The organism is Alteromonas sp. ABD4_190, assembly GCF_056160105.1.
The window spans coordinates 849,526-870,522 of the sequence record NZ_JBSWWN010000001.1 but is presented as its reverse complement, the minus strand read 5'-3'; the positions used below and the strand labels follow the sequence as shown (position 1 = coordinate 870,522).

21 protein-coding genes are annotated in these 20,997 nt (G+C 42.0%); 8 read left to right on the top strand and 13 right to left on the bottom strand.

The genetic code is table 11. The features are described 5' to 3' along the window. Positions 1-87 precede the first annotated feature (87 nt). The 6 genes from ACXAFM_RS03900 to ACXAFM_RS03875 form a co-directional block, all read right to left on the bottom strand. Positions 88-678, bottom strand: a complete 591-nt coding sequence (locus ACXAFM_RS03900; protein ID WP_474827083.1) for a DUF2780 domain-containing protein — start codon at positions 676-678, stop codon at positions 88-90. A 335-nt stretch (positions 679-1,013) separates the two neighbouring features. Then, positions 1,014-2,255, bottom strand: coding sequence for a M56 family metallopeptidase (locus ACXAFM_RS03895; RefSeq protein ID WP_474827081.1), 1,242 nt, complete (start codon positions 2,253-2,255; stop codon positions 1,014-1,016). Next, complete coding sequence (locus tag ACXAFM_RS03890; protein WP_474827079.1) at positions 2,248-2,640, bottom strand: BlaI/MecI/CopY family transcriptional regulator; 393 nt, start codon at positions 2,638-2,640, stop codon at positions 2,248-2,250. Before ACXAFM_RS03890 ends, ACXAFM_RS03895 begins: the two co-directional genes overlap by 8 nt. Before the next feature lie 251 nt (positions 2,641-2,891). After that, positions 2,892-4,877, bottom strand: coding sequence for a class I adenylate cyclase (locus ACXAFM_RS03885; RefSeq protein ID WP_474833452.1), 1,986 nt, complete (start codon positions 4,875-4,877; stop codon positions 2,892-2,894). Between the two features lie 186 nt (positions 4,878-5,063). Beyond that, complete coding sequence (locus ACXAFM_RS03880) at positions 5,064-6,425, bottom strand: sensor histidine kinase (RefSeq protein ID WP_474833449.1); 1,362 nt, start codon at positions 6,423-6,425, stop codon at positions 5,064-5,066. A gap of 12 nt (positions 6,426-6,437) precedes the next feature. Further along, positions 6,438-7,151 (bottom strand): response regulator, encoded by a 714-nt coding sequence (locus ACXAFM_RS03875; RefSeq protein WP_474827074.1) that lies wholly within the window; start codon positions 7,149-7,151, stop codon positions 6,438-6,440. 167 nt (positions 7,152-7,318) lie between these two features. Between ACXAFM_RS03875 and ACXAFM_RS03870 the strand changes: the two genes are divergently transcribed. After that, complete coding sequence (locus ACXAFM_RS03870) at positions 7,319-7,768, top strand: Spy/CpxP family protein refolding chaperone (protein WP_474827072.1); 450 nt, start codon at positions 7,319-7,321, stop codon at positions 7,766-7,768. Positions 7,769-7,887: 119 nt separating this feature from the next. On the opposite strand, the gene ACXAFM_RS03865 is transcribed toward ACXAFM_RS03870, so the two are convergent. Continuing rightward, positions 7,888-8,484 carry a DUF4136 domain-containing protein gene (locus ACXAFM_RS03865; protein WP_474827070.1) on the bottom strand — a complete coding sequence of 199 codons (597 nt, stop codon included), beginning with the start codon at positions 8,482-8,484 and terminating at the stop codon, positions 7,888-7,890. Positions 8,485-8,815: 331 nt separating this feature from the next. Here ACXAFM_RS03865 and ACXAFM_RS03860 point away from each other — a divergent pair, with 331 nt between their 5' ends. After that, positions 8,816-9,868 (top strand): L-dopachrome tautomerase-related protein, encoded by a 1,053-nt coding sequence (locus ACXAFM_RS03860; RefSeq protein ID WP_474827068.1) that lies wholly within the window; start codon positions 8,816-8,818, stop codon positions 9,866-9,868. A 28-nt stretch (positions 9,869-9,896) separates the two neighbouring features. After that, on the top strand, positions 9,897-10,448 hold the full coding sequence (locus tag ACXAFM_RS03855; protein WP_474827066.1) for a DsrE family protein: 552 nt from the start codon (positions 9,897-9,899) through the stop codon (positions 10,446-10,448). Between the two features lie 897 nt (positions 10,449-11,345). Here the strand turns inward: ACXAFM_RS03855 and ACXAFM_RS03850 are convergent. The 4 genes from ACXAFM_RS03850 to ACXAFM_RS03835 form a co-directional block, all read right to left on the bottom strand. Next, positions 11,346-11,969: a hypothetical protein gene (locus tag ACXAFM_RS03850; RefSeq protein ID WP_474827065.1), complete on the bottom strand. Its 624-nt coding sequence runs from the start codon at positions 11,967-11,969 to the stop codon at positions 11,346-11,348. Positions 11,970-12,201: 232 nt separating this feature from the next. Then, on the bottom strand, positions 12,202-12,369 hold the full coding sequence (locus ACXAFM_RS03845) for a type II toxin-antitoxin system RelE/ParE family toxin (RefSeq protein WP_474830502.1): 168 nt from the start codon (positions 12,367-12,369) through the stop codon (positions 12,202-12,204). A gap of 125 nt (positions 12,370-12,494) precedes the next feature. After that, positions 12,495-12,680, bottom strand: coding sequence for a ribbon-helix-helix domain-containing protein (locus ACXAFM_RS03840; RefSeq protein ID WP_474830500.1), 186 nt, complete (start codon positions 12,678-12,680; stop codon positions 12,495-12,497). Positions 12,681-13,001: 321 nt separating this feature from the next. Beyond that, the gene (locus ACXAFM_RS03835) at positions 13,002-14,678 is read right to left on the bottom strand and encodes an acyl-CoA dehydrogenase family protein (protein WP_474827063.1); all 1,677 of its coding nucleotides are present in this window, start codon (positions 14,676-14,678) and stop codon (positions 13,002-13,004) included. Positions 14,679-14,904: 226 nt separating this feature from the next. On the opposite strand from ACXAFM_RS03835, the gene ACXAFM_RS03830 reads away from it, so the two are divergent. The 3 genes from ACXAFM_RS03830 (at position 14,905) to ACXAFM_RS03820 (ending at position 17,654) form a co-directional block, all read left to right on the top strand. Next, positions 14,905-15,705: a PaaX family transcriptional regulator gene (locus ACXAFM_RS03830; protein WP_474833446.1), complete on the top strand. Its 801-nt coding sequence runs from the start codon at positions 14,905-14,907 to the stop codon at positions 15,703-15,705. 48 nt (positions 15,706-15,753) lie between these two features. Further along, the gene (locus ACXAFM_RS03825) at positions 15,754-16,866 is read left to right on the top strand and encodes a hypothetical protein (RefSeq protein WP_474827059.1); all 1,113 of its coding nucleotides are present in this window, start codon (positions 15,754-15,756) and stop codon (positions 16,864-16,866) included. A 320-nt stretch (positions 16,867-17,186) separates the two neighbouring features. Continuing rightward, positions 17,187-17,654 (top strand): DUF3718 domain-containing protein, encoded by a 468-nt coding sequence (locus ACXAFM_RS03820; RefSeq protein ID WP_474827057.1) that lies wholly within the window; start codon positions 17,187-17,189, stop codon positions 17,652-17,654. A gap of 205 nt (positions 17,655-17,859) precedes the next feature. Here the strand turns inward: ACXAFM_RS03820 and ACXAFM_RS03815 are convergent, their stop codons facing one another. Beyond that, the gene (locus tag ACXAFM_RS03815) at positions 17,860-19,191 is read right to left on the bottom strand and encodes a M24 family metallopeptidase (protein ID WP_474833443.1); all 1,332 of its coding nucleotides are present in this window, start codon (positions 19,189-19,191) and stop codon (positions 17,860-17,862) included. A 96-nt stretch (positions 19,192-19,287) separates the two neighbouring features. On the opposite strand from ACXAFM_RS03815, the gene ACXAFM_RS03810 reads away from it, so the two are divergent. Continuing rightward, the gene (locus ACXAFM_RS03810; protein ID WP_474827054.1) at positions 19,288-20,001 is read left to right on the top strand and encodes a substrate-binding periplasmic protein; all 714 of its coding nucleotides are present in this window, start codon (positions 19,288-19,290) and stop codon (positions 19,999-20,001) included. A gap of 31 nt (positions 20,002-20,032) precedes the next feature. On the opposite strand, the gene ACXAFM_RS03805 is transcribed toward ACXAFM_RS03810, so the two are convergent. Further along, positions 20,033-20,413, bottom strand: a complete 381-nt coding sequence (locus ACXAFM_RS03805) for a VOC family protein (RefSeq protein ID WP_474827052.1) — start codon at positions 20,411-20,413, stop codon at positions 20,033-20,035. 105 nt (positions 20,414-20,518) lie between these two features. Between ACXAFM_RS03805 and soxR the strand changes: the two genes are divergently transcribed. After that, entirely contained in the window at positions 20,519-20,995 is a 477-nt protein-coding gene (gene soxR, locus ACXAFM_RS03800) for a redox-sensitive transcriptional activator SoxR (RefSeq protein ID WP_474827050.1), read from the top strand. Positions 20,996-20,997 lie beyond the last annotated feature (2 nt).

The following is a 20,997-nucleotide window of genomic DNA, read 5'->3' as shown; positions in this document are numbered from 1 at the left end:
TGCTATTAGAAAAATACAACCTTGCAAAAAAGGTTTAAAGCGTATTAGTTTTTGCCAAGCAGCACATCTCAATACGCTTTCGATAGATTACAGAGCCGCTAGCAAATTATCTAGGCCAGATTTGAAGAGTGCTTGTGTTTCTTCGTCGGCATTTACATTTAAGTATGAGCTAATTTGCGTGGCAAAGCTGGCAATCATATCAGTTGATAAGCCAAGCGCTTCAAACTGTTGTTTCAAGTCATTTACAGATTTAAGTGTAGAGCTATATTCAGAGGCTTTATTGAGCAGGCCTGATAGTGATGAGCTAGAACTTGCTGCCGTATTGCTGCTAAGTGAAGGCACATTTTCAAGTAGGCCATCAATGCCAGGAATACTGTTTGCCAGCTGCGCGTAGTCACCGCTAGATAGGTTACCTTGAACATAGTTCATAATAGAGGCAATGCCGCCTTCTGACTGCGTTTCAGATACATTGAGATTGTCAGAAACTGTACCTATCAAGCTAGATAGGTCGATACCAGACGCAGCACTTGTTGCCATTTCAGTTAGGCTACTAGTAGTAACAGTCGAGTCAGCTTTCTTATCGCCTAAAAGGCCTTTAAGCTGGTCGATATTGGCGTTTGCGTTTGTTGTAAAGACTGTAAGAGCAAGCACAGCAGGTGCTAAAGCGAAACGGTTCATAGTAAGTTTCCTTGTTGTACGCCAAAAAAGTAAAAGCCCTAATGGCGTTGAGCGATTGCAAATAATCGTAGTTATTAGCTATCGATTATCTAAACCTTCCATAAGTTAGAAGTATTAAGGTATGTGATTACTTACATTCTACCTTAGAAAAGCGGTGTTTTCTTCATGTGAAATGTAAAGGTGCTTTACACTTTTACTCAATTGAAGTGGAGCTAGGTAGTACGCAATAGTGAGATCTAGGCTAGTTTGGATCAACGAAAAATTAAGTCAATTAGACAAAACACTAAAAGGAGCGGTGTGCTCCTTTTAATATTCTGACTGATTTTTGGCCTTGCTTACTTTGTCTCTGGCGGAATGATTATACGCTCTACATCTGGGGAAGCGTTCTTTTCAGCATTCGTTGTATCGAGTTGCGAGCCAAGTTGATAGTCTAATTGGACGAGAAGCCCAGTTTGTCTGACGCCTTTGCCAGCTTGAATGCGTGGTTTATATTCCCACTGTTTTAATGCCACTTTAGCACTTTTATCAAACACGCCCGCCGGCTGAGATTTAACCACTTTTACATTATCCGTTGCGCCTGTTTCAGTGATATCGAAAGACAGAACGACAAAACCTTCAAGTTCATTTTGCTCTGCTTTTTCTGGGTAGATGGGTGGAATGCGTTTAACTGGTGATGCTTCATTAACTTTTGATTTATCCATGTTAGCTTCAGCTTTTGGCGGTGGCGGAGGCACATTAGCCAATGCGGTATTAATAGTCAGTAAAGCTGCAACAGAAAGTACGCTCGCTGCCAGTACTTTATTGCTGCGCATAGGTTGTTTTATAGCATTTAAACGTTTGATCATAGTCGTCTTTTCTCCAAAGGTTGGGTACAAAGTTATAGTGCTTGAACAATGCTCGGCACACTGCACGAGTGCTTTTGCATAGGTGAGTTTTTCCTTCTCTGTCTTGTTTTTTAGTACAGTATGATCACAAGCCAGCTCTTGGTTTATTCTGAAAGACTTAAGCGCAAGCCAAACTAGTGGGTTAAACCAAAATAGAATGGCGATAGTGAGTGCTAGCGTATTCCACAGGTGGTCATAATGTTTGCGATGAACGTTTTCATGTTCCAATACCAGCGCTTGTTGCTGTTTTGAAAACGTGCTTTTAAACGAAAAGGGAATAAGCACTTTGGGCGCGATGAAACCAAATAACATAGGGGTGGCTGCTTTGCTTGAATAATAGGCATTGGTGTGGATAGCACGTCGCTTCCCTATCGATGTCCATGTTGTAATATGATGTACTAAAACATAGGCAGTGATAATGCTTGCGCCTATGGCCCAAAGAGTAAACCAAGTTTCGAATGCAACGGTATTCACTGTAGGTTTAACACCCACTACATAGCGAGCAAAGTTATTTGACGGGATACTAACCATCGACAGCGGAAGGTTATTAACTATCAGACTGCCTGGTATCAACGCCCATAGCTTATACATTAATGAGGCACCTAACCTAGACGTGAAAAAGTGCTCGGAAACAATGAGTAAAATGAGACCGAGCGACAAAATGCCTTGTTGAGCGATAATCCAATCAATCATTATTTTCTTCCCACTCTTTTATAAGCGCTTTAAGCTCGTTGACATCTTGCTTAGATAGCGTGTTTTGATTTGCAAACCCGGCGACCATAGGCGCGACTTTCCCTTTAAACAGGCGACTAACGAAGCTCGCTGCTTCTTTTTTCGTATAGTCTTCGCGCGCAATCAGTGGGTAATAAAGGTACTGGCGCTGCTGCTTTTCAAAGCCTAATACCTCCTTTTTTACCAAGCGACCCAACAGTGTTTTTACGGTTTTTTCGTGCCAGTCTTTCTTATCATTTAACCGTGAAACCACTTCACTTGATGTAGCGGGGTGGTCGTCCCACAGTACGTCTAGTACTTCAAATTCGGCGTTCGAAATTTCGGGTTTGTCAGACATTTTGCTCATAAGGACGAAACCTACTTTTATTGATTACAGTTGTAGTCGATGTATTTAGATTACACTTGTAATTCTATAGTGCAAGCATTTTCTGTGTGTTTTTAATACAAAAAGATTCTTTATATCTTAAATGAGGAAGGGAATGGGTTAATGTATTCAACGATTAACGTCGACCCAAAGCGCAATTTAAAATTGTGAAAATGAAAGTTTGGCTCACGTTTTCTCATTTGAAAGAAACAGTAAGAGCGGCGCCGGTCCTTTTAATAAAGCACATTGAAGTTAAGGTCGGTCGATTCCAAGAACTCGCCCAAAATACGAGATTGTTGATTTCCTCTTGGTACCATGACATAGCACGCTGGCCGAGGGGGGATCTCTTGTAACTCGTACCACAAGGTATCCAGTACTTCATCACCGAATTTCAAAAATGTCTCACCCCAAGATGTTTTGTAGATGATAGCGACATCTTCAACCGTGGCTTTTTGGCGTAAGGTAGGAAAATTCACGACCGCAAAACATGCGGTTATACGCTCCGGCGCAAGTAAATCGTTACGGGGGAGCGATGAGACTTTAACCGGCGGAAAATATTTGCACAAATGCTTAAGAAGGTCGTGAAGGTCTAATTCACTTACTTCGCCATAGTTGTAATCTAGATGGATTTTACTACGGGTATCAATTATCTTACTTGAAACTAACCATACCATTAACGCAATCGCACTAGGTGCTTGAGATATTTTCTGGGCTTCATCGATAATGCCTGATTTACTTAATAAGTCACCTGCATAGGCCGACCATACCTCTGTACCGTTTTTCAGCTGGCGCATGGCAATAGTGATTTTCTCGCAATACAGACTCTCGTCGAATGCACGCCTCAGAAACTCAATTTTATCCTCTTTTTTAGCGTAATAAGTACTGAGGCGCCTACCTAACACCGTCATGTCTTTTTCATCCATTACTTGCGGGTAGTGGCTCAGTTCTTTAGAGATACGTCTATAACACTTCAATAGGAAACTGTGCACTCGGCGGCTAAGTTGTACGCGTTCGCTAAACGTCCAATCTTGTTGATTATCGAGATGATGGATGTGTTTCCGGCTCCATCCCCATTGCCTAGCGTAAGAAGCTAAGACTCTACGCTTAAAATTTGGTTTTTCTCCCTCAAAAAGAGGCTGACTTAATGGGCATGCACATTTGAAATACAAGCATTGCTGAAGGACCTCTATGTCTTCGGGCTGCCCATTTATTTTGTAGTGAGAAATGAGTTCGTCGAACATTAACGCGTAAGGGTCTATATCAGCCACATGACCTGGCGCTTCAGCGCCGCGATGAACATGTTTTTTAAGTATGTTACAAAGCGGCTGTCCATGTGAAATGTTGGCTAAGTAAACTTCCAGCTTTGCCATTTTTAAAACGGATTTGAACGGAGAATCCATGGCTTTTCCGAGCTGCCAAATAGCTGCGCCAAACAGTTCGCTGGCGTCCAGCTTTTCTAAGTTACCTAAGTCCATAAACCAATCTAAATCTGGCGAGCCGCCTTTTTTGAGATTGTTATAAATGGCTTGGTATTGCTTTTCGTTGGTCTTTTCTGGGGTAAGCCACCAAAAGGGGGCTTTGCCTGCCACTACGATATTGGTGTTATAAAACTCGGCTTTTAAAAACAATGCTTGCGCTGAGCCGGCGCTTTCACCGTCAGCAATACCGAAGTCATTCTGCCTAACTTTATCTAATTCAGACAAAAAGAAATGTACTTCAATCTCAAAAGTATTGTCCGCCCATTTTTCAATAGCTCTTAACTTTTGTTGAAGTAAGGAAATTTCTGTATCTGAAAAGCGATTACCTTCTATACATACCCAAAAATCAAAATCTGAGTCATCAGTTTGCGCGATAGTGCCCACACTACCCATTAAAAGTAGTGACTCTATAACCCTTTGCCTGGGCCAAATTTGCTTAACATCAGAAAACAAATGACTTTCAGACGGAAAGCACTTTAGTAGGGCTTTTTGAATATCAGCCCTAAAAGAATAGTTATTAATACCAAAAGGCACGACTTCGCCTGAAGGAGATGGTTCCACATAACCCGGAAGTGTTTCGTGATTAACGTGAACAAGAAATGGAAGTACGTGAAAAAGAGGCCCTTGATGTTCAGGCATAAGAGTAAGCGCGCGCTCAATACGGGCTTTGTTATATCTTAATACACGCAATAACCTGATGGTGAGGTTTTGCTGAACGGAAAGCGACGGATGCGCAGCCATTACATTAATCTGTACTTCTTCATGGCGCAAAGCATAACGCTAATTGGCATTAACTTCCTCTATTTTCGATAACGACAAAAAGTTTGTCGCGTTAGTGATTGTTTGTAGTAAGAAAATACTTTACCCAATCAGGAATACTAACCTCTCGTTATATATGCTGCATCCCTCTAAAAAAGCGTGTCGCAATTAAATAGATGCGTTTTTAGGCAACGTAATTTCAACACGAAGACCACCTTCTTCTGGGCTTTGCATTACAAGTGTTCCTGCGTGCTTTTCTACTGCTTTTAGCGCAATGGTTAAGCCTAGACCAAAGCCTTCAGTGTGCATCTGATTTCCGGCTCGGTAAAAAGGCTGCATTAACTTTTCAATCTCAGCGTTGTCTACGCCAATACCGTTATCCTTAACAACAATAACAACGCTATTAGTACTAGATGCAACGTCTATAGCAACAGGCTGGCCTTTATTTGAGTATTTGCAAGCGTTACCCACTATATTGTCTAACGCTTGATGTAGAGCTTCGGGAAAGGCGTTAATAATCGTGTTGTCTTTACGTGATTGGTCGAAGGTTAATGTGGTAGGAATACCCGGGTAGTTTACTGCCATGTCATCTAATACACGGTTACATAACGCAATAATGTCACATGGCTCAGCTTTCTGGGGCGTCTGTTCCAGTGTCGAAAAGTTTAAAATTTGTTGAATGAGCTGGTCCATTCGTTGGCAGTCATTGTGTATTTGTAGTACGTGTTTGTTTTCAGGTTGATGCTGTCCGATGATTGCGGCAGATGCTTGAAGCCGAGCTAGAGGGGCGCGCAACTCATGAGAGACATCATGTAATAACCTTTGTTGGGCACCTATCGCATCAGCAGTTTTGCTAACCATAAAGTTAATATCGGCTGCGAGGTCGCTTAACTCGTCGCCACGAGTAAGAAGTTGAGAGGGCACTGGTGTCGCAGTTTGGTCGTTGGCGTATTTTCGGCTAAAAGCCCCTAGATATTTTATGGGTTTAACGATGCTCCAACTAAGCAGAGCACTCACCAGAGCTGAGGCTAAAAATATAAAGACAAATTGTATAGTCTGAAAGCGATTAAGCACCTGTTTGTAAATTCGTGGCGTTTGCGGTTGCCTAAATTGAGCGACATAGCGGTTGTTTGATGGCCCGTATATTTCACGCGTGATCCTGTGCTCTTCAGGCACTTTGTTCAGTCGATAGTGATAAACGACTTCATTATCAGGCGTTGAAATAAGCATGGGGATTAGCTCGTTTTCTCGCCCATTTCGTCTTTTAGCCCATTCTCTAATCTCACTTTTAGCTCTACCGTTTGTGAACGCTTCGTGTTCGTATCGCCATACAATCCTTTCAGCCTGATTCGTCGCATCATCAAGAAAACGCTTGTTGTAGCTACTTGCAGTATAGTCGTTAACTAACACGTAACTGGTAGCCGCCATTACCACAAGGCTAGCTACCCAAAAAGCGACAAAAATTCGCCAGAATAAGCGCTTGAATCCCAAGTTAGTTTTTATATCTGCCCATTTAACGTTACTGGCCATTGCCTTTGTCTTCTATTCCGATTCCTGAGGAGCAGTAAGCATTTGATAGCCCACGCCGCGAACAGATTGAATGACGTTCGAAACACCGACTGCTGACAGCTTTTGACGAATTCGGCTTACGTGGACATCCATCGCTCTGTCATAAGCTTCTAATGGACGTTTTAATACTTCCTGCGTCATTTCTTGCTTCGATATAGTTTGTCCTACACGCTCCATGAGATAGCTGAGTGCATTGAATTCAGCGCCAGTTAGCGTAAGAGCTTTGCCATTAACGGTTGCTTGCCGTGCACCTAGATCTAGGTGTATTCCATGCAATTCACTTGACGAAGCTGAGGGCGTGGCCTTCAGGTATTGTGTTCTTCGAATGATAGCGCGGATACGGGCGCCAAGTTCTCTTGGGTTACAAGGCTTAGGTAAGTAATCATCAGCACCCAGCTCAAGGCCTACAATTCGGTCTATGTCATCGCCACGACCTGTCAGCATAAGAATAGGGGTTTGCTTTTCGGCCCTTACTGATTTCAACACATCAAGGCCCGACATACCGGGCATCATAATATCCAGCACTACGGTGTCGTACTGATCGGTGTTGAGTAGTGTTTTTATTGCTTCATCGCCGCTGTGAATAGCATCTACACGAAAGCCATCCCCTTCTAGAAATTCTTTAAGTAAGGCGCACAAGTCTTTGTCATCGTCGACGAGTAAAACGTTTATTTTTTCATTTTCCATGCCCCGAATATTACCCCTATTAACTACAGTGTTTTTCAACTTTACCGAACTTTACACTAGCTTAACCCTACTTATCGATTGATTCACGCATACTTAATTCCGTTGATGAAACAACATTATTTTTTAACGTCATGCATAAACATGGCAAAACAAGTAGGAAGATTAAGATGAAAAAATTAATTACCGGTGTTTTATTAAGTGCATGTATCGCAACCACTGCTTACGCAGGCGGTAAGAATTCAGATGAACGTAGAGGTGGAGATTTCTTACCTTTGCATAAAATGGAAAGAGTACTTGATCTAACTGACGAGCAAATAGTGCAGTTTGAGGCATTGAAAGAGAAGCTTAAAGCTGAGCGTCAGGCTAAAAGAGCTGAAATGGGTGAAGAAGGTAAGCGCAGAAAAATGAATGCACTAGCGGGCCTAAACCCAGACGACGCGAACTATCAAGAAAAGGTAAATGCGATTGCAGAGCAAAAAGCGGAAAAAGTAAAAGCGCGTTTTCTTAAACGTGCCGAGCTTCGCATGAAAGTAGCGGATATTTTAACCGATGAGCAACTTGAAAAGTTCGATAATATGAAAAAGAAACGCGGCAAAAAGCAGCGTCAGCACAGCTAATTCATACCACGTTTAATCAGTAAAAAGCGCCTTTATGGCGCTTTTTGCTACAACGTTATTGTGTTGTCAGCATTTTTTAAAAGAACAGCATGGTTCTCAAGCTTGATAAATGTGTTTCGCTAGTCCTTATTAATTCTTGCTGGATATTGTTCAAGTAAGCTTGTTACTAGTTCATCAAGCTTGTTTTGAATACTAATGCTGTCTTTCGATTCAAGTTCAACACTACCTGAAGCGCTATAGATAAACTTCCCATCTTTCACGATATCTATTTGAAGACCTTGTTGGAAAGAGGTTTGCTCGCCCACAGGTATGCTGAATATACTTCCGAGAGAAATGCCACCAGAGCGCCCAAAGGTGCCTGTACCCAACCCTAAATTTAACGTGGTTCCATCTTCTTTAGTTGTGGTGGAAGGAAGGTAACCTACTGACACATCGGCCTCGTTCTCTGTTGTTGGCGTTAAACCTTTTGTAACCAGGCGCTCGGTTATGGTTGAAGACAAATGGTTAGCAAGAGTTTCATTAATAGGATTCAACGGCGATTGAATGTAAAAGGTTTTAATGTCAGCAAAGTTTTGCGTGTCATCTACGCTTACTTGAGGTTTGCTAGCGCACCCAACAACTAACGCTAAACTTAAAAACGACAACAAGGCTGACTTAATACCATACTTCTGTTGCCAAAAACTTTTATGACATTCTGTTGAAGTGCTACTTCCCATAATAATTTCCCTCTAAATTGCTGCTGTTAAAAGGATGCTCTGTCAGCAGAAATGTTTAACGATTGCTAACTTTAACGACACAATACCCTGTTTTAGATCTGAATTAACAGTAAATGTGGTAACAAAAGGCCACAGCCTTTTGCTCACTGAGCATAATTCGCTGAATTGTCGTCACTCTTCGTCGAATTGTGCTCTGCCACGGTGTTTAAACCGTATGCTTAGTTATCTAAAGTTGCTTACCTACTTTCTAATACGCATGCTAAAGCGTACGCGTAGAAGTTTACGGTAGGCGAGCGGCTATGTCTTAAGAAAAGGTTTGAAGGTAAAGGGTATGCATATTAAACGCACGTTAACAGCTACTGCGATAGCGGCCGTTTTTTCTATTAATGCAGCAGCACACGAAGCATATGATTCTCAAGTTGAATTGGTCGGCGACATTAAAGGCACACAAATTACTGGCGTGACGGTAAGTAACGATGGGCGAGTATTTGTAAACGCGCCCAATTGGCGAGACGGCGTAGGGTTTTCTGTGGCTCAGGTTACCGATAACGGAGAGTTTGTTGCATATCCTAATAATGAAGCAAACGAGTGCGTAGCGCAAAGCGAGGTAAGAAAGGATTGCTTTTTGGCCGTGCAGTCAGTGGTTGCCCACAAAGATAAACTGTATGTGTTGGACACCCGCAACCCAAAATTCAACGGGGTAGTGGATGCGCCTCGTTTGTTTGTCGTGGATTTAGCTTCAAATGAAATCGAAGGAACCTTGATCCTCAGTGAAGATGCTTATCACTCTGATTCTTACATTAACGATTTACGCGTAGACGAAGACACAAATCGCATATACATGACGGATTCGGCTCATGCGGGCTTAGTGGTGTATAACCTCGATGACAATACCAGCTATCGCATTTTAGATAATCATGAAACGACAAAAGCTGAGGTAGAGTCTTTAAGTATTCAAGGTAAGCCTTTCAATATGACTGTTCAATCAGACGGCATCGCGTTAGATACGTTGAACGACACATTATATTTCCATGCTTTGTCAGGTTATTCACTGTATGCCATTAATACCTCAGATATAAAGAAAGCCTCAAATGAGGTATTGGCTAAAAAAGTGCGCAAAGTCGCAACAACCGGTGCGCCAGATGGCATGATTTATCACGAGGGCAACGTCTATTTAGCTGACTTAGAAAAGCAAGAAGTGCAGTACCTTACGCCAAGTCTCGACCTTCGCACCCTAGTAAAAGGTGATGTTGTGAACTGGGCTGATACCTTTAGTATTTATAACGGTTCGCTTTACTATACGAACAGCAAAATACAAGATGCGGGTAGTGATGTAAGCAATATAACGTTTGAAGTTTATAAAACAGCGCTACCTGCGCGTTAAAGTTAGGGTAATAGTTAAGGAACAGGACATGAGCATGATTAAAGAAACAGGTAAGGCATCATTCGGTTTGGCGGCTTTACTCTTCTTCGCAGGGCATGCCACAGCAAAATCAGATTTTGAATATGGCCCAGTGTTTAGCAACTTTGGGAAGCATGCGTCAGTCGATAGTGTAAGCTTTCCTGAAAATCAGACATTCAAGATTGCATTTGATGTTGCCAAAGCGGCAAACCCCGGTGAGGTTAACCGCAAGTTTGAGTCGCTGGCGCGGTTTATTAATATGCACGTAGCTAACGGCGTAAAACAGGAAAACCTCTCGCTCGCGCTTGTGGTGCACGGCTCTGCTACCGAAGAAATGCTTAAGACGGCAAACTTCAAACAGCGCAAAGGCCAACCTAATGGTAACGAAATGTTACTTTCTGCACTGATGGAGCAAGGCGTTGAAGTGATAGTGTGTGGCCAGTCGGCTGCAGCCCATGGCGTTGAAAAAATTGCCTTGATTGAAGGTGTTAAAATGGACCTGTCAGCCATGACCGCCCACGCGCGCTTGGCGCAAAAAGGGTATTCTGTTAATCCTTTTTAGGTTGTTTGGTATGCGTAAGGATTATGTTGTTAAGAGCATATTGGCTTATGCGGAAACATAAGGTGGTCGGCTGTTTAAGGCACACATGCGACTATCAGGTTTGCTAGCTCTTTCCCTAGTGGCAAGTTTCGTTATGTTCAAGGCATAGTTAACTCAGACCAAAAAACGCTCTAGAAGTGAGATTAATCAACATCACTTTCAATCTACGTAAATTTATTTGCTGTAGTAACTTTGCGTTTAAAAGCTCTTCCAGAAAATAGCAATACTATTGCAATAAAGAAGCAAAAAAATGTGCTTAACTTTATACCTCTTTCTAACGTTCCAAAACTCGGAAAAAAAACTGGGTAAAAAATGCGTACCTCTTTCCCAGTCCAATATTGTTTGAGGTAATCCAAAGCAAACGTTCTGTTTTTTAACCTTATCCTCGGTCCGAGTGAAACTATATCTGAAACGTACTCAACGTTATCAACGCTGTACGTGAACTCAATCATTGCTTCTTCAATGTAACCATTTCCAACCCTTACTTTAACTCTATTAGTCGAAACAATTACCCCTTTAGTTTCGTTCCAAAAGTAAGAAGTAATACTTACCAACATCCCATATGTAGATAATGGTAAAAGAAACAAATTAAGGAACAAGCACGCTGTATAGAGTTTTTTATACTTAACCATTACCTACTCAAAATGTGTGAAAAGCCTTGGATCTGCAAAGTAAAATCGACCAAATCAAAATTAGCGCTACTGAACGTGCGCTGCCAATACGGGTTTCTTTACCTAAGAATGTCATGTCAATATGTGCTTATTCCTCACGGTAGTCGATTGAGATTCACTACCTAAATAACAAGCTTCAAGATAGATGCACCATCTAGGCATGCGCTCAGCTCCCAATGTTCTAAGCCTATTGACTTGCCTGTGTTAGTTTTACTGGGATTTCCCAAGTTCTTTTAATATTTTGCATTGATTCGACGAACTCGAAACTAGCCTCCCAAAAATATTTGTTTTCTGAAATAAACGCTTTGTTTGTCGGCTGCTTACCATGCGGGATAACAAAACTGAATTCTAAGATTGTTTTACCGCCTACATAATTAATTTTTGTTGTTGTGGTTGATTCCCAAACTATATCTTTTCGGCTGTCGTCCCCTCTCATTGTGCGGTGCCAGAGAGTAATTGATACCTCTTTAACTCTATTAAAATTTGGCTTTACAATTTCAATAGAGCCTTTAAATTCCTCGCCAATTGTGCAGACTGACGGGGTCAGTGTTAACGGAGTTTTACCCAGTTTAGAAAATTTCCGCTTCTGATAAGCGCCAATCACCCATAGAAGAATTGAGAACGAAAAAAAGCCCGCAAAAAATAAGTATAGAGCAGGCGAGTTTGATTTAGTTGATGTGAAAAGAAGCGCCATTGCAGCAAAAAAACAAATTACGCCAAAAATTTGAATGGCAACACCAGTTTTACTCTCTTTGCTATGTATAACTTTATAAAGCTTACCCAAAAATTTTATTCCTTTAAAAATAGCCATGGCTGAATGTCAATCTAAAAGCTTATTACTGAGACTTCATAGTAATACTCATCTCCCAAAAAAACACGGCCAGTGTTTTTAGGGGAAATGCGATTAGACGTCCGGTTTGTGTATCTGCCTAGCGGCGAGCGTTGGCGGGCACCAATAGACAAAAAGCAGACATTTAATGATTAGTTTGTTTCTCTATTTGACTTGGCACTTTCGTAACAATACTTGGACCTTCCTGTGTGTTTCAATCAGAAAGATGCATAGCGTATTTCATTTGTTGATGAAGCACCCTAATGACGAAAATGCCGTCATAGACTTTTTTATAGAAGACCATATGCCTATGAGCTGGGAGTTGTAGGTAATTCTTTCTAATGTCCTCCGCTGAAGTACCTACATTAGGGGTTTCCGCCAGAACAACTAGAGCTTCGTGTAGGGCAACAAGTTAGGCTTCAGCTTGAGTTACGCCATGTATATTGGCTGAATAATCGTAAATCCCGGAGATATCTTCCTCTGCTTTTTTAGAGAGGGTGTAATTATTCATTTTAAGGCTTGAGATTTCTTAGCTTGAATAATATCCAAAACATTCTTTTCACTTTTCCCACTCAATTCACCTTCTATGAGAGCTAAGCTAATTGCCTCTCGCTCACTCTGATTGCGACGTACTAAATCGCGAATATAATCACTAGCATTAGCAAATTTGCCAGTTTTTACTTGTTCATCAATTCACTTACGCATTTCGTCAGGAAGTGACACATTTAAAGTTGCCATTGTCTATTTCCGAATGTTCACCATTCGCAAATCATGGCAAATATTGACTAAGTTTGCCAATTGAGTAGTGAGTGTTTGTTTTTCTGATAGCCCGGAGCACTTAGTTAAACGAGCAGTTTAGCGTCACTCGAAACACTGCGCTTAATCAAAATTCGACCTTTTGCTTTACGTAAACAGAAGACCTACGAGCCCATAGGCATCTTAAAGTAAATAGCTGCCGCTTTAGGTTCATACCCCCAATTTCACAGAGCCTTTAGCGTAACCCCTTAAAATAGACTAGTTAGTTGAAATCTGCCCAAGCGCAATAATTTTCTCAAATGGTGTGGTGTCGGGTAATGTACCAAAAGCAAAGCCACTCGCGTTGCCAAGCCTCGATTCACAGAACGTGTGGGCAATATCGATAATGGCATCATTGTTGTCGAGTGCCGTAGCAAGTAACGCACATGCTTGAAGCGCGAGCGCCATCTGTTCGGTTAAATAGCGGCTTCGCGATTCCATATTCTGCGTATTTGATAGCTCGTCAAATAACTTACTAAGGTAAATATCGTAGTATTTGTTTTGGCCTGCTTGAGTTTTGAGTTCGGCAAACAAGGCCTCTTTCACGTTGGGCTCTTTGGCGAGTGCGCGCAGTACATCCAAACATTGAACGTTTCCACTGCCTTCCCAAATAGAATTGAGCGGAGCTTGACGGTAATAACGGGGCATAGGATTTTCTTCCACGTAACCAATGCCACCTAAACACTCTTGCGCTTCGTTTACAAACATAGGTGTGCGCTTACAAATCCAGTACTTTCCAATTGCGGTGGCCAGCCTTGCCAGTGCTGCTTCATGGCTATCACTCTTTGCACTATCTACTGCCTTTGCAACGCGCATAGTAAGCGCGGTAGCAGCAGCACACTCAATGGTGAGATCTGCCAACACATTTTGCATTAGTGGCTGATTGACTAAGGTTTTCCCGAAGGCATCGCGGTGGCTTACGTGGTGTAATGCGTGAACCAGTGATTGGCGCATAAGTGCTGATGATCCAATCATGCAATCCAGTCGGGTAAGCGACACCATATCGATGATCACTGGCACGCCCCGGCCTTCTTCGCCAATCAAGTATGCCGTGGCTTCTTGGAATTCAACTTCAGATGATGCATTGCTCCAGTCGCCTAGCTTGTCTTTCAAACGCTGAATGCGCACGTTATTAAGTTCACCGTTTTCAAGCATTCTTGGTAGTAAAAAGCAGCTTAGTCCGCCTTCGGCTTGCGCAAGAATAAGATGTGCATCGCACATGGGGGCAGAGAAAAAGAACTTATGCCCTACAATGTGGTAACTGCCATCAGCCTGCTTAGTCGCTTTAGTTGTATTACGCCTAACATCTGAACCTCCTTGTTTTTCAGTCATCCCCATACCAATAGTCAGCCCGTGTTTTTGGCTAGCTGGTAGGGAACGAGGGTCGTACTCGCCGTTGATAACTTTATCTAGGTAGTAAGGTGGTAAGTTGTTTCCATACCGCATGGCGGGGATCGCTGCGTGTGTCATGGTCAGTGGGCAAGATGTACCAGACTCAGCTTGATAGTGCATATACATTAGTGCTGCGCGTATAGTGTGGGCTCCTTCTACACCTTCATACTTCCACGAATAGTTATGTACATTATGCTGCATCGCACTATCCATAAGTACGTGATAACTAGGATGAAACTCTACATTGTCTGTACGGCGGCCGTAGCGATCAAATGTATGAAGAACGGGCTTATTTTTGTTAGCGAGTTCTCCATGGTTCATAAGTGTATCACCTGCAAGTTGACCATATTTATCTAGTAACCCTTCGTCATGCTGGTGGGATGGTGGCAAATGCTGGTTTACAAATACACGCAGCAACGCATCATCACGCCATACGTTGTAGGGGGCGGCAATGGTGGGCTGGTTTTCTACAGTGTGCGTTACAAATCGATTTGATAAAGTCATGACATTTCCACTTAGTGAATACACAAAATCTATCTTTGTACTGTGTCTCTACATCAAATATTACATAAATAGTCATTAATTAACAAATAATGTAATGTTTGTGCCTTGCGTGTGTTTATATAATGATGGAAGTTACGTGGTTGGCCTCAAATGGTTTATGTAATCAACTGAATTGAGGCTTGATTAAGTATTTAGGTCCTATCTTAAACAAAGAAGTAAATAGAACTTGCTGCTAGAAAAAGAGAAAAAGCCCGTCGCACGAAAGCTACTGCTAAAGCTGCTGGGTTCCCGTGACAATATTCAAATGAATGCTAGTGCAGCCGTTCGCGTGGGGGCATTGTTTGGTATTTCTGAAAACAATATTCGAGTAACGCTAACCCGCTTGCAGTCTGCTCAGCTAATCACCTTGGTTGAACGCGGTTATTACAAACTAGGCGACGAAGGCATTCGTTTTGCTAAAGAAATACACCAGTGGCGAGAAGATGAGAATGAGCTTGTGCCTTGGCAAAACGATTGGGTTGTCGCTCAAACCAGTACTATTCCTAAAAGTGATAAAAAGCAGCAAAGAACTAACGAACGCGCACTCAGGCTTATGGGCATGAGAAAGCTGGCAAACGATATTTATCTTAGACCCAACAATTTTTCAGGCGGAGCAGGCGAAGTAAGAGACAAACTCTATTCACTTGGCCTATCGAGTAAGACGCTAGTGTTTAACGCTAAAGACTTTGACAGTAAGACACAAGGCAAGGCGATGGGGCTGTGGCGCCACTTAAACTTAGCGTCGCTATACAAAAACGGATGTAGTGCAATAGAGAAATCTCTTGCTCGATTACCGTCTTTACCCCTTGAAGAAGCAACCAAAGAATCTTATGTGATAGGAGATAGATCGTTATACCACTTGGTGTTTGACCCTTTGCTACCAACACCATTTGTAGATGTAGCAATGCGTGAGCGTTACCGTAACCTTGTAAAAAAATACGATGATATGGGCGCACAGATATGGCTTCGCTTTTTAAACCAAAGTTAGGTGAGTAAACGCTGAATTAAAACGGAAGCAGCTGAAATGGAAGTAAATATGACCGCATCAAGACCGTTGTTTAAACATATTCGTAATCATACCGCGCTTTTCAGTGAGCTTTCTCAATATAGAAACGCTGCGGTAGATAGATTAGGGTTTTCAGACTTTGAATTTCATAAAACCCCAAAGTTCGTAACCGAAGATGGAAGCAGGCTTACTATAGAGCCTGAAAGAAGCATTGTTCTTCCAAAAGTGAACGCACTGGCAGGGCTTAAAAATAAGCTAACACAAGCCATTTCAACGTTGCACATGGTTGAACATAGCGAAATAGGCTATCGCTATCCAACAGCAGCGTTAGCAGGTCTAGATGCTCCGTTTATCAAACGTATGCGCTCTGAGTATTTTCATAAAGTGGACGAAGACAGAAGCATTTGTCGTCCTGTGAATTTGTCCTATGGAATAAAAAGTCGCGGAAAAGCTGATAACCGTCAAGAATACGAAGTCTGGATGCCAGAAGAAGCGCCAGATCAAAATCCGCTGCCTTTGCTCATAAACGCGTATGGCGAAGACTTACCCGATGATGTCAGGCACTTTGTTGAACAACCTTCAAAAGTGCATGGTTGGATGGGCGTTAAGCGTGCGGCATTTGAAGCGCTTTATACAAATAAGCAACACTGCGGCGAGTTGATTATTTGTATCGCCATGAGCGTAGATGCTTATAATATCGGCGCTAAGCCAGATTTGGCCTATTCTCCAGAGGCCGAAAGTTCTATTGCGGTTAGCAACGCTGAATTTGAATGGGAAATAGAGGGTTACTATGCTCCACGAGGCTGGGCGTTTGATCACGATGAAGTTTGGGCAGCAATAAATCACACGTTAGAAGCCATCAATGAGCCACTCGATGCTCTCTATGGTAAAAAAATTATTCCAATTGCAGAAAGCAAAACGGAGCGAATTTTGTCAACGCTGCAGTCACTGGGCGTCACGCAACAAGAAGTAGATAACCTCAATCTTCAGCCATGGGAGTTCATGCTTACTGAAAGCGAGCACAGGGTGAAAGCGCACGACCCCAGTCGTTCTGTTAATTTACTGGGCAGACTCAACCGACTTTTCTACCAACCAGAACAGCAGTTACCTTCACTTAACTGGATGCACGATCTCATCCTATAGATTTAAACTTTAAAGATTACTTTGCTACTCGATTTTATTTATTGTCATTTACAAAACCAAGCGCGCTGAAAAGCAATTTCATGCGCGCTTTTTTGTGCGTCTGCGACCCTACACCTGTAACTAGAAAGACTTATATGTAAATTTTTATATAAATGATGTTATTTTTTGTAAATAACTTTCATTTTTGACGTGATCTGTATGTTTAATTCCATTTTTCTGTAATTTAATTACGAAAAGTGCTTTATTTTTCGAAAGTGTTGTTCATAATGTACACATCACTTAAGTGATATCTAATTTAGTTACAAAATAGGAATTCAAAAATGAAACTGTCTACTTTCGCTACTGCTCTAACACTATCTGTTGCTGCTACTCAATCTTTCGCAAAAGATGTAGTACTAAAGCCAATTAACGACAACATCGAAACACAAGCGTGTTTAACTGCGGCTAAAGATGGTTTTGGCCCTGCATTGCGTCTTATCCGTTCAAAAGGTTTTAATGCAGAAGAGTTCAGTGCATCTGTACGTTGTAACGGCGAATCACTTCGCACCTTTGCTTACATGTACAAAAACAACAAGGCGACTGAAAACGCGAAAACGGTAGCACTTGTTGCTAAGAACCAAGATGTAGCATCACAAGCGTGTTTAGAAGCGCTTTCAGTAGGTAAAGAAGCCGCGCTAGCCAAGTTTGGTTTGGAAGGTGAAAACATTATCTGTAACCACAAAACAATGTCTGATTTTGTTCGTGAATACAGTGCAGAGAATGTAGTTGTTCGCACTGCTGCTGAATAAGACTGCGTTTTAGGATAGCAACCTACTGCTAATATTTAGTACAGTTTCATGGCCTTTCGCTTGAAAGGGTGAAAGGCCTGACACTTTACGCTTCGCTCGATTTAATTTCACGTAAGTCTTTCCTCATCGGCTAACCTTTAGCCACACAGTTCAGTTTTTTCATTATGTAAAGGCCTCAAAATAGGGGTAATGTATCCACCTGTAGTTATTGATTTTCATCAGACTGAATCAAATGAAACTCAGCTTGCCTACCATCTAAATAGGTTACTGACTTACCGTCAAAAAATGCATCTTCTTCCAGCATAATTCTAATTTCTTTGTTCCACTCTTCAATAAAGCTGGCCGCATTGAGCTCTATAGAATAGGCCGTTTGTGCAAACATCGGGTAATCCCCTTTAATTGGTACGCCTTCTTGAGCATCCCACATTCCTATTGTTGGGCCTGCCGCGTGCCCGTGAAAACCAAGCGGGTGAGTATAAATAGCGGGCGTGATCCCTTGTTCGATAGCCTGCTGTCGCGACATACTCAAAATAGTATTGCCCGTTCTGCCTACTTTAAAATTACTGGTCAAAATGTCTTGCAGCTTATTACCCGCTTCAAGTGCTTTTTTAAGTGACGCTGGCGCGTCTTTTTCTCCAGGTTTTAATACGTAGGCATGCTGCTGTTGATCCGTGTTAAGTCGCAAGTAGGTAATGCCAAAATCAACGTGTATCAGGTCGCCCGGTCGTATGATGTTCTCTCCGGGACGTTTGCTGAAAGCACTGATTTGATCAAACACTTCATTGTCTTGTCTTTGGATGGAAACCGTAGGATGAAACCAATTGGTGAGCCCTAAGGCTCGAGTTTGATCCCGAAGCCACCAAACAACATCGTCTGTAGTGGTTACGTTAGGTGTGATGACTTCATTTGAAAATGCTGTCGCTATCAGCGAGTGACCTATTTGAGTGAGTACGGGATAATACTGCATTTCCAGGTCACTGCGCGTTTCTAACCAGCCTATAGCAAGCCTTTCACCACTCACTACTCGGCTTTTTAGTTCATTAGAAAGTACGCCTATAAATTTTTCGTGTTCCGTAGCAGTCATGCCATCTGCAAGAGCAAATGCATTTGACGTATTTATGGCTATTTTCGCGGGGTTACGGGCTCCTATGATGTGTTTCAAGGCTTTCCACTGATCAGGTTGTGCTTCCTTATCCCACGCTTTTTTAAATAGCGAGCCTACCGCGTATCTTGCTACGGTCAAACGTTCGAGTGGTTGACCATTGCCTGGGTTATAAATGACTAACATGGTGTGACGTCTTGCAGAAACCCAAGTAGAAGGCAGCATCGTTTTTAAAACCGGGTCTTCGTTGTATTCCCGTGACATCAACACCCACATGTCGATGCCTTCCCGCTCCATAATGTGGGGAAGTACATCACTGAAGCGTTGTTCAAGAATGCTATCGATTAGGGCACTTCTTTCTTTCATTGAAAGCACAGAACTGGCTTGTACACTGAAACCAAAAAGGGTGAGTAGAAGAAATATAATTTTTTTCATATGCATTCCGTTGTTTTGGTAATTATTGGCTATTCTTTATACCGTTATCACTTTAACTACGCTATGTATATATAAATCAACTGAATGGATATCTTGATGAAATCTTCTCTTTATTCTTGTTTGCTACTTTTTATGTTTATGAGCTTTCACTCGGTTGCGCAAACGTCTATTAAATGGGGCACTGACTATTGGCAAGACTACACAAACTACGACGGAAGCGGCTTTTATAACGAGCTAGTGCATAAAATTTTTCCAGAACCAGAGTACACAATAGATATTCACTATTACCCTTGGAAGCGTACAGTAAATAACGTGTTGCAAGGTAATATTGATATGACAGGGGCTATGCACAAGACCGAAAGGCTTTACCATTCTGAGCGCCCAGTGCTTATTGACACCGTAGTTATGGTAAGCCGTGCAGAAGATGCCCTAAGGCGAGACTCTCTTGATAATAAACTCGGCGCTTATCGTTCTGGTTATGAAGATATGGTGTTCTATCCCTATTTAGAAAAGGCGACGATGGGACTGGAAGTTGAAGATTCGTATAAGGGATTAACTCTGCTAGCAATGAAGAAAATCGACTTCTATGTTGGAGCAGATAGTTTGGTGCAACTTGCTTTAAATGAGCGTGACGACCGCGCTGAATATGAAATCTCTGAGTTAGGTAGTTTTAAATTGTATTGGTCTTTCGCTCTCACTGAACATGGTTTGGCACTTAAAACCGCATTTGATGAACGATTAGAAGCTTTGCGCAAGCAAGATGTGCTCGCGCAGCTGTATCAAAAATATGATCTTATTATGCCTTTCTGAATGGCCCAGAGGGGGGGATAAGCTTTATAAATTAGCAGTAAGAAACTACCTCAATTTCTATATTTTGCTGCGCCATAAAGTAAAAGCGTCTACCTGGCTCGTAATCACCGTGGCTGTAGGTTTTAAAATTTTGCGCTAAAACCTGCTGTTCTGTTTCGTCTAAATTTTGAACTACAATGCCGACATGGTTAACGTTGGCCAAGGTTTTATAATCACTCTCTATCTCATTAATAGTTTTAGGTCTGTACAGCGCTAGGTAGTCTTTATCGTTTCCCACGTGCACCGTATAGCCATCGTTTTTAGCGCCTCCGCTCCAACGTACTTTCCAACCAAATAGTGTACAAAGTAAGGTGGCTAGTTCATCTGGGTTTTCAACGGTGATATTTGTGTGCTCTAAGTATGCAGTTGTCATGTGTTTTTCCTTGTGTAGATAATCAACGAAAAACAGCTTAATATCTAAAGCTAACTTTAGATCAAGCGTTTTTTACCGCTATTTCGAAATTGGAAAAGGGGCGTTATGGCACCAGAACCTATGGTAAGCATTGGCTTTATTGCTAAACGTACTGGCAATGCTGTTTCATTAATTCGCTATTATGCCAACGAAGGGCTTATTCCTTCTGTGCGCACAAATGGCGGAAATAGAGCATTCCCTCGTTCTGTCATTCGCAGAGTTTCCTTTATTTTGATTGCGCAAAATATGGGGTATTCCCTTGCTGATATAAAGAATCTTTTGTTTACACTTCCTGACAACAGAACGCCAACACAAGCTGATTGGGCAAAATTAAGTACGGTGTTTAATCAGCATATCGAAGCAAAAATTGCGGCGCTGACCAGTTTGAAGACGTCGTTAGAAGGCTGTATTGGCTGTGGGTGTTTGTCATTAGACCGCTGTAGGCTTTACAATACCGACGATAAAGTAGCTGCCCAAGGAAGTGGCGCCCAATTGCTTGATGAAAATGTTCAGTCTCAGTTTTTAGTTTCACACAAAAAGTAGCG

Excerpts from the sequence above, each read along its gene's own strand:
- ACXAFM_RS03900 (WP_474827083.1), bottom strand. The coding sequence starts at position 678 with ATGAACCGTTTCGCTTTAGCACCTGCTGTGCTTGCTCTTACAGTCTTT.
- ACXAFM_RS03895 (WP_474827081.1), bottom strand. The coding sequence starts at position 2,255 with ATGATTGATTGGATTATCGCTCAACAAGGCATTTTGTCGCTCGGTCTC.
- ACXAFM_RS03890 (WP_474827079.1), bottom strand. The coding sequence starts at position 2,640 with ATGAGCAAAATGTCTGACAAACCCGAAATTTCGAACGCCGAATTTGAA.
- ACXAFM_RS03885 (WP_474833452.1), bottom strand. The coding sequence starts at position 4,877 with ATGGCTGCGCATCCGTCGCTTTCCGTTCAGCAAAACCTCACCATCAGG.
- ACXAFM_RS03880 (WP_474833449.1), bottom strand. The coding sequence starts at position 6,425 with ATGGCCAGTAACGTTAAATGGGCAGATATAAAAACTAACTTGGGATTC.
- ACXAFM_RS03875 (WP_474827074.1), bottom strand. The coding sequence starts at position 7,151 with ATGGAAAATGAAAAAATAAACGTTTTACTCGTCGACGATGACAAAGAC.
- ACXAFM_RS03870 (WP_474827072.1), top strand. The coding sequence starts at position 7,319 with ATGAAAAAATTAATTACCGGTGTTTTATTAAGTGCATGTATCGCAACC.
- ACXAFM_RS03865 (WP_474827070.1), bottom strand. The coding sequence starts at position 8,484 with ATGGGAAGTAGCACTTCAACAGAATGTCATAAAAGTTTTTGGCAACAG.
- ACXAFM_RS03860 (WP_474827068.1), top strand. The coding sequence starts at position 8,816 with ATGCATATTAAACGCACGTTAACAGCTACTGCGATAGCGGCCGTTTTT.
- ACXAFM_RS03855 (WP_474827066.1), top strand. The coding sequence starts at position 9,897 with ATGAGCATGATTAAAGAAACAGGTAAGGCATCATTCGGTTTGGCGGCT.
- ACXAFM_RS03850 (WP_474827065.1), bottom strand. The coding sequence starts at position 11,969 with ATGGCTATTTTTAAAGGAATAAAATTTTTGGGTAAGCTTTATAAAGTT.
- ACXAFM_RS03835 (WP_474827063.1), bottom strand. The coding sequence starts at position 14,678 with ATGACTTTATCAAATCGATTTGTAACGCACACTGTAGAAAACCAGCCC.
- ACXAFM_RS03825 (WP_474827059.1), top strand. The coding sequence starts at position 15,754 with ATGACCGCATCAAGACCGTTGTTTAAACATATTCGTAATCATACCGCG.
- ACXAFM_RS03820 (WP_474827057.1), top strand. The coding sequence starts at position 17,187 with ATGAAACTGTCTACTTTCGCTACTGCTCTAACACTATCTGTTGCTGCT.
- ACXAFM_RS03815 (WP_474833443.1), bottom strand. The coding sequence starts at position 19,191 with ATGAAAAAAATTATATTTCTTCTACTCACCCTTTTTGGTTTCAGTGTA.
- ACXAFM_RS03810 (WP_474827054.1), top strand. The coding sequence starts at position 19,288 with ATGAAATCTTCTCTTTATTCTTGTTTGCTACTTTTTATGTTTATGAGC.
- ACXAFM_RS03805 (WP_474827052.1), bottom strand. The coding sequence starts at position 20,413 with ATGACAACTGCATACTTAGAGCACACAAATATCACCGTTGAAAACCCA.
- soxR (WP_474827050.1), top strand. The coding sequence starts at position 20,519 with ATGGCACCAGAACCTATGGTAAGCATTGGCTTTATTGCTAAACGTACT.